7 protein-coding genes are annotated in these 7,233 nt (G+C 70.3%); 2 read left to right on the plus strand and 5 right to left on the minus strand.

The features are described from left to right. Positions 1-28 precede the first annotated feature (28 nt). The 5 genes from HKK72_RS33400 to miaB form a co-directional block, all read right to left on the minus strand. Positions 29-787, minus strand: a complete 759-nt coding sequence (locus tag HKK72_RS33400) for an SCO6745 family protein (RefSeq protein ID WP_261987447.1) — start codon at positions 785-787, stop codon at positions 29-31. A 124-nt stretch (positions 788-911) separates the two neighbouring features. Beyond that, the gene (dapF, locus tag HKK72_RS33405) at positions 912-1,760 is read right to left on the minus strand and encodes a diaminopimelate epimerase (RefSeq protein ID WP_187238415.1); all 849 of its coding nucleotides are present in this window, start codon (positions 1,758-1,760) and stop codon (positions 912-914) included. A gap of 56 nt (positions 1,761-1,816) precedes the next feature. Further along, positions 1,817-2,743: a tRNA (adenosine(37)-N6)-dimethylallyltransferase MiaA gene (gene miaA / locus HKK72_RS33410; protein ID WP_187238416.1), complete on the minus strand. Its 927-nt coding sequence runs from the start codon at positions 2,741-2,743 to the stop codon at positions 1,817-1,819. A gap of 198 nt (positions 2,744-2,941) precedes the next feature. After that, complete coding sequence (locus tag HKK72_RS33415) at positions 2,942-3,718, minus strand: hypothetical protein (protein ID WP_187238417.1); 777 nt, start codon at positions 3,716-3,718, stop codon at positions 2,942-2,944. Between the two features lie 16 nt (positions 3,719-3,734). After that, a complete protein-coding gene (miaB, locus tag HKK72_RS33420; protein ID WP_187238418.1) occupies positions 3,735-5,297 on the minus strand; it encodes a tRNA (N6-isopentenyl adenosine(37)-C2)-methylthiotransferase MiaB in 1,563 nt (520 codons plus the stop codon). A 182-nt stretch (positions 5,298-5,479) separates the two neighbouring features. On the opposite strand from miaB, the gene HKK72_RS33425 reads away from it, so the two are divergent. Together HKK72_RS33425 and HKK72_RS33430 are read left to right on the plus strand one after the other, a co-directional pair. Further along, on the plus strand, positions 5,480-6,259 hold the full coding sequence (locus tag HKK72_RS33425) for an amino acid ABC transporter ATP-binding protein (protein WP_187238419.1): 780 nt from the start codon (positions 5,480-5,482) through the stop codon (positions 6,257-6,259). Between the two features lie 46 nt (positions 6,260-6,305). Continuing rightward, complete coding sequence (locus HKK72_RS33430; protein WP_187238420.1) at positions 6,306-7,145, plus strand: glutamate ABC transporter substrate-binding protein; 840 nt, start codon at positions 6,306-6,308, stop codon at positions 7,143-7,145. Positions 7,146-7,233: the final 88 nt, after the last annotated feature.

Raw genomic sequence — 7,233 nt, forward strand, 5'->3', positions numbered from 1 at the left:
CCGCGCCGGGCCGCCCCGCCCACCACGGTCAGCCGAAGGCGACCTTGGCGGCCTTGCCGAGCAGCGCGACGAGGTCATCGGTCTCGGCCTCGCTCAGCTTCCCGAACGCGGGCGCGACCAGGGTGTCGGTCAGCTCCTCGGCGTCGGCGCGGCGCTTGCGCACGTCGCCCGCCGGCTCGGCATAGGGCTCCGGCCAGCCGAAGTACCGAGCGTTGCCGTCGCCGCTCGGAATGAGGATGGAAGCGCCCGTGAGGACGGCCTCCAGCGGCGTCAGCCCGCACGACAGCACCGCGACGAGATGCATCCCGCCGCGCAGCTCACGCAGCACGTGCGCGAACCGGAGCACCCTGGCCAGGGAGTCCGCAGGGGGCGGCAGGGCCCGCCAGCCGGCGAACAACGGCGCCCCGATGACCTCGGCCTCGTCCACGACCGCCTCGAGGAGGCCGGCCAGCCGACCGGCCTCGGCGTCCGGCAGCCCGGCCAGCTTGCGGCGGCCGAACGCGTCGCAGACCTCGGCGTAACGGCGGGCCGCCTCGTCGGCGGGTAGGCTCGCGCCCGCCTCCCATGCGGCCCGCACGACGCCGGGCGGGAAGAAGCCGACCGCCGAGGCCACGACGTCGGCGTCGACCTCGCCGAGCACGCCGCACCGGCCCCTCATGTACGGGGTCCAGGCCGCCAACCCGACCGCCTGGCCGTACGCCTTCGCCTCCCTGGAAATCATGAAGGCGCCGCCGAGACCGCCGATCTGGTCCTTCACCGCCGCGGCGAGCGCTCGCGTGTCAGCCATGCACACCGTCCTAGAATCAGATTCTGGTTCTAAGGATCTTAGGCGTGAGCCATCGGAAGCGTCACCCGGCGCCCGACCGGATGCCCACGATCGGCGGGCTCCACGAGGACGGTGCTCCCCGCGTTCAGACCCGGGGCCCCTGCCAGTCGGGCCGGATCTCGCCCTCGGCGACGAGGACGGCCGGACCGCGCAGGTGACTGGTCTCCTCGTCGAGTGTCACCGTCAGCCGGCCGCCGAGAACGTCGACGGTCCACTCCCCCGGCACGGGGGTCCCGGCAGCCGATCCCCGGCTCGCCGCGGCGACCGCCGTCGCGACCGCCCCGGTGCCGCAGGATCGGGTCTCGCCGGAGCCGCGCTCGTAGACCCGCATTTCGACGTGCCGCTCGCCGAGAGCCTGGTAGAGCTCCACGTTGACCCCGTCGGGAAACAGCGCCGTGTCGAACCGAGGCGCACAGGTCAGATCGAGGCCGGTCACCGGCCCGTCGGGCACCACGCAGGCCAGATGCGGGTTGCCCATCGACACCCGCAGGCCGTCGTAGGTGCGCCCGGCCACGACGGCGGATCCGTCTCCCAGCACCTCAGGGGCGCCCATGTCGACGCTCACGTCACCCGACGCGCCGAGCGTGACCCTCTTGAGCCCGGCACGGGTCGCGATGTCCCACTCCCCAGGTGCGGCCAGGCCCGCGTCGACCAGATAGCGCGCGAACACCCGGATGCCGTTGCCGCACATCTCGCCCACGCCGCCGTCGGCGTTGCGGTAGTCCATGAACCACTCGGCGTCACCGAACGCGTCATCGATCGCCAGGTCGCCGGCCGCCTTGGTGCGGACGACCCGCAGCACGCCGTCGGCGCCGACCCCGGCCCGGCGATCGCAGAGGGCCGCGACCAGCGACGGTGAAAGATCGAGAGATCCCTCGTGGTCGGGCAGGATGACGAAGTCGTTCTGGGTGCCGTGCCCCTTGATGAACCGCATGCTCCGATCGTACGAGCCGGAAGGCGTCACCGTGGCCCGGCACCTTCGCGGCGCTGTCACGTCCGGGAGCCCCGCGCCACCAGTTCCAATGCCCGCGCGGCGAGGTCGGGGGCGTCGTAGGGGAGCCAGCGCACCCGGGGATCGCGGCGAAACCACGACTCCTGCCGGCGGGCGAACCGCCGGGTGGCCCGGATCGTCGCGTCCTTGGCCTGCTCCTCGGTCCACTCCCCGGTGAGGAATCGCAGCACCTGCGCGTAGCCGAGCGCGCGGCTGGCGGTCAGGCCGTCACGCAGGCCCGCCTCCTCGAGCGCCGCGACCTCCGCGACGAGGCCCGCCGACCACATGCGCTCGACCCGTACGGCTATGCGCTCGTCGAGTTCGGGACGCGGAACGGTGAGCCCTATCTGCACGGCGTCGTACAGATAGCGGTACGCCGGCAGGGTGGCGGTGAACGGACGCCCGGAGATCTCGATCACCTCGAGCGCCCGGACGACGCGGCGCCCGTTGCTCGGCAGGATGGCCGCGGCCGCCGGGGGATCGAGCTCGCGCAGCCGCTCGTACATGGCCTCGGGGCCGCGCTCGGCCAGTTCCTGCTCCAGCCTGGCGCGCACGGCCGGATCGGTGCCGGGGAACTCCAGGTCGTCGAGCGCCGCCCGCACGTACAGTCCAGAGCCGCCGACGAGCACCGGCATGCGGCCACGACCGTGGATCTCGCCGATGACCTTCCGGCTGAGCCGCTGGTACTCGGCCACGCTCGCGGTCTCGGTGACGTCCCAGATGTCGAGCAGGTGGTGGGGGACCTCACGGCGCTCCTGCGGCGCGAGCTTCGCGGTGCCGATGTCCATGCCGCGGTAGAGCTGCATCGAGTCGGCGTTGACCGCCTCACCGGGGGTTCGCAGCGCCAGCTCCACCGCGAGATCGGATTTTCCTGCGGCGGTCGGCCCCACCACCGCGATCACGTTCGTACGGGTCACGACACTCATTGTGGTCCCTCGGCCGACGGTGTCGGGCACGGCGGATGCAGCCGGAAGTTGAATAAGGACAGCCGAAAAATAGGTATAGATGCCAACAACTGCCGATGACCACAGACCGGCCCCTCCGTGGCGACGTGATTCGGGGGCGGAAATGTCGATCGTTGACAGAGTAGAGAAGATCAAGGACATGACCGACGATCAGGGCGATCAGCCCGGCGGGAGGCCGGCCTGACACCTGCGCCAGCTCGCCGCGAGATACCCGACGCCGTACGGCGCCTCCGCGGCCAGCAGCTCGGCGGCGAATTCGCCGCCGCCTGCCGCGCCGGCGAGGACCTGCCACGCCGCCCGCCCCGCCACGCGAAGCTCTCGCGCCGCCCCCGGATCGAGGCGGGCGAGCACGGCGGCCTCGGCAGACCCGAACGCGCGGGCCACATCGGCGTCGTAGGCCTCGGCCCGCACGTCCAGATAACCCGGCGCCTTCTCGGTTCGGCACGCCGTGCCGTCCCCCATCACCAGCAGCGCGACCCGCTCGGCCGACTCCGCCAGCCGTCGCCCGAGGGCCAGGCACTCCGCCGACTCGGCGTCCGACGCCACCGCCTGAAATCGCACCGCCCCCACCTCCGCTCTGGCCGCCGCTCCGGCCGGCGTGCGGGCAGGGTCCGCGGCGTCATCGGAGGGGAGGATCCCCGCCCTGGTGAGCAGCCAGCGGCCGATCGTCAACGACAGCGGAAGCAGCGGTGGCCCCGCACCGATCGTCAGCTCCAGCCCGTAACGCCGCAGGCTGCCCGCGGCGCCGCCGCCGTGCCCTCGTGTCTCGGCGTCCCCGCCGACCACGACGAGCAGGTCGAGCCCGCCGCCAGGGACGAGCCGGCGTACGGCCTCGTCACAGGCGGCGCGCAGTTCGTCGAGCTCGACGGCCGCCCCGCTCGCCACCTCGGGGACGAGCACCGGCGGATGAGGGCACACCGCAGCGCCGATCAGCATTCCGCGCCCGTGCGGATCAGCGCCCGGCGGAGCAACCGGAGGCCGCGGGGGCGGGCGTCGGCCGTCCGATGGTCGGCATGCCCAGCGACACTCCGGACCCGCCCTCCGGCCGGCCCTGGCGGGCCGCCCAGGCGTCGCCGGCCCGTGTCCGGCGCACCGCCCGCACCGGGCCGTCCGCCACCAGGTGATGCGGCGCCGCGTAGGTCACGTCCACCGTGACGATGTCGCCGGGGCGCGGGCTCTCGGCCTCGGCGCCCAGCCCGAAGTGCACCAGCCGGTTGTCCGGGGCGCGGCCGGACATCCGCTGCCTCGCCTCGTCCTTGCGGCCCTCGCCCTCGGCGACCAGCACGTCGAGCCTGCGGCCGACCTGCGCCCGGTTCTCCGCCCAGGAGATCTCCTCCTGCAGGGCAACGAGCCTCTCGTAGCGCTCCTGCACGACCTGCTTGGGCACCTGCCCGTCCATCGTCGCGGCCGGGGTTCCCGGCCGCTTGGAGTACTGGAAGGTGAACGCGCCGGAGAACCGCGCCTCGCGCACGACATGGAGGGTCTGCTCGAAGTCGGCCTCGGTCTCACCGGGGAAGCCTACGATGATGTCGGTGGTGATCGCGGCGTCCGGGATGGCCTCGCGTACCCGCGAGATGATGCCGAGATAGCGCTCCTGCCGGTAGGACCGGCGCATCGCCTTGAGCACGGTGTCCGAGCCGGACTGCAGGGGCATGTGCAGCGACGGCATGACGTTCGGGGTCTCGGCCATCGCGGCGATGACGTCGTCGGTGAAGTCCCGCGGATGCGGCGAGGTGAACCGCACCCGCTCCAGGCCGGAGACCTGCCCGCAGGCGCGCAACAGCTTGGCGAACGCCGCGCGGTCGCCGAACTCGCTGCCGTAGGCATTGACGTTCTGGCCGAGCAGCGTGATCTCCAGGACGCCCTCGGCGACGAGCGCCTCGACCTCCTGCAGGATCTCGCCGGGACGGCGGTCCTTCTCCTTGCCGCGCAGCGCCGGCACGATGCAGAAGGTGCAGGTGTTGTTGCACCCCACCGAGATCGACACCCAGGCGGCGTACGGCGACTCGCGGCGGGTCGGCAGCGTCGAGGGGAAGACCGACAGGGACTCCTCGATCTCGACCTGCGCCTCCTCGCGGATCCGCGCGCGCTCCAGCAGCACCGGCAGCGACCCGATGTTGTGAGTGCCGAAGACCACGTCGACCCAGGGCGCCCGCGAGACGATCGTGTCCCGGTCCTTCTGCGCCAGGCACCCGCCGACGGCGATCTGCATGCCGGGGTGGCCGGCCTTGACCGGCCGCAGGTGGCCGAGGTTGCCGTAGAGCCGGTTGTCGGCGTTCTCGCGGACCGCGCAGGTGTTGAAGACCACGACGTCGGGGTCCCCGGCGTCGTTCTTCACATATCCGGCGGCCTCCAGGAGCCCGGACAGCCGTTCCGAGTCGTGGACGTTCATCTGACAGCCGTACGTGCGGACCTCGTACGTCCGAGGGTGCGCGTTCACGCCGTCCGCCACCGGCGCCGAGCCCGGTACGGAGATCTCGCGTTTCGCGGTGAGAGGAGTCGGTGAATCACTCATGACAACGCACAAGCGTACGCGCCGCGCGGAGTCGGCGTGCGAACGAGTGCGGGATCGGGTGCCGGCACCGCGCAATGGCGCGCGCCGAGCCGGCCGGAGCCGTCTCGGGACACATATCCGTGATCGGATCGGTACCCGTCAGATAATCGCCCGGCAGTCAGCATGACGTAAAGTTCCAGCTCATGACGGACAGCGGCAAAGTGGCCATTGACACGCCCTCGGGCGACGGCCCCCTCGTCGTGCTCGAGAAGGTTAACAAGTACTTCGGCGACCTGCATGTCCTCAAGGACATCGACCTGACCGTTCATCGTGGTGAGGTCGTGGTCGTGATCGGACCCTCGGGCGGCGGCAAATCCACACTCTGCCGGTCGATCAACCGGCTGGAACCGATCAACGACGGCACCATCCTCGTCGACGGGGAGGCGCTCCCGGCCGAGGGCAAGCAACTCGCCCGGCACCGGGCCGACGTCGGCATGGTGTTCCAGTCGTTCAACCTCTTCGCCCACAAGACGATTCTGCAGAACGTCACCCTGGGGCCGATCAAGGTCCGGAAGGTGGCGAAGGCGGAGGCGGACAAGGAGGCCCTCGCACTGCTCGACCGGGTCGGGATAGCCGATCAGGCGCAGAAGTACCCGGCACAGCTTTCGGGCGGGCAGCAGCAGCGGGCGGCGATCGCGCGCGCACTGGCGATGCGACCCAAGGTGATGCTGTTCGACGAGCCCACGTCGGCGCTTGACCCGGAGATGGTCAAGGAAGTGCTGGACGTGATGACCAGCCTCGCCGGTGATGGCATGACCATGATCGTCGTGACCCATGAGATGGGTTTCGCGCGCAGGGCGGCCAACAAGGTGATCTTCATGGCGGAGGGTCAGATCGTCGAGGAGAACACCCCGGACGAGTTCTTCACGAACGCGCGCTCCGAGCGCGCCAAGGACTTCCTTTCCAAGATCCTCACCCACTGAGCCGCGGGGGACGCGGTTCCCGCAGAAAAAGCAGAGGTAAGAGAGCATGCGAGTACGTCGAATCGGTCTGGCACTTGCCGGAGTCGCCGCAGTAGGCATGGCGCTGACGGGCTGTAGTGAGAAGAAGGCGTCATCGGTCGCCGACAAGGACAAGCTGATCATCGGGGTGAAATACGACCAGCCGGGGCTTGGCCTGAAGACCACCAGCGGCGTCGAGGGCATCGACGTCGACGTCGCGAAGTACGTCGCCAAGAAGCTCGGTGTCGAAGAGAAGAACGTCGAGTTCAAGGAGGCCCGCTCGGCCAACCGTGAGACGTTCCTGCAGAACGGCACGGTGGACATAATCATCGCGTCGTACTCGATCACCGAGGCGCGCAAGCCCAAGGTGACCTTCGCCGGCCCGTGGGTCGTCACCCACCAGGACGTCATGATCCGCGCGGACGACAACTCCATCAAGGACCTCGCGTCGCTCAAGGGCAAGAAGGTCTGCCAGGTGTCGGGCTCCAACTCCTGGAAGAACATCACCGACGGCACCAACAAGCTGAACCTCAAGGTGGCCGCCGAACTCGTCCCCGCGCAGGGTTACGACGAGTGCATGACCAAGCTCAAGGGCAAGTCGATCGACGCGATCTCGACCGACGCCACCATCCTCGCCGGCTACATCGCGCGGGAGGGCACGAGCTTCAAGGTCGCCAACGCCGCGTTCACCGACGAGAAGTACGGCGTCGGCCTGAAGAAGGGCGACACCAAGGGCTGCGAGGCGATCAACAAGGCCATCGCCGCCATGTACCAGGACGGCACCGCGCAGCAGCTCTGGCAGAAGTGGTACGGCAAGACGAACCTGACGTTCGAGGCCACGGCGCCGCCGGCCGAGGGCTGCGCCTGATCCAGCGAATCCGACCACCGCGCCGGTGAGCCCCTCTCGGGCTCACCGGCGCCGGTCCTAGGAGCACCATGAACTGGAACGTCCTCTT

Source organism: Actinomadura sp. HBU206391 (assembly GCF_014323665.1).
Classification (GTDB): domain Bacteria; phylum Actinomycetota; class Actinomycetes; order Streptosporangiales; family Streptosporangiaceae; genus Actinomadura_C.

Coding starts and splice junctions, on each gene's coding strand:
- HKK72_RS33400 (WP_261987447.1), bottom strand. CDS start 787: ATGGCTGACACGCGAGCGCTCGCCGCGGCGGTGAAGGACCAGATCGGC.
- dapF (WP_187238415.1), bottom strand. CDS start 1,760: ATGCGGTTCATCAAGGGGCACGGCACCCAGAACGACTTCGTCATCCTG.
- miaA (WP_187238416.1), bottom strand. CDS start 2,743: ATGAGTGTCGTGACCCGTACGAACGTGATCGCGGTGGTGGGGCCGACC.
- HKK72_RS33415 (WP_187238417.1), bottom strand. CDS start 3,718: ATGCTGATCGGCGCTGCGGTGTGCCCTCATCCGCCGGTGCTCGTCCCC.
- miaB (WP_187238418.1), bottom strand. CDS start 5,297: ATGAGTGATTCACCGACTCCTCTCACCGCGAAACGCGAGATCTCCGTA.
- HKK72_RS33425 (WP_187238419.1), top strand. CDS start 5,480: ATGACGGACAGCGGCAAAGTGGCCATTGACACGCCCTCGGGCGACGGC.
- HKK72_RS33430 (WP_187238420.1), top strand. CDS start 6,306: ATGCGAGTACGTCGAATCGGTCTGGCACTTGCCGGAGTCGCCGCAGTA.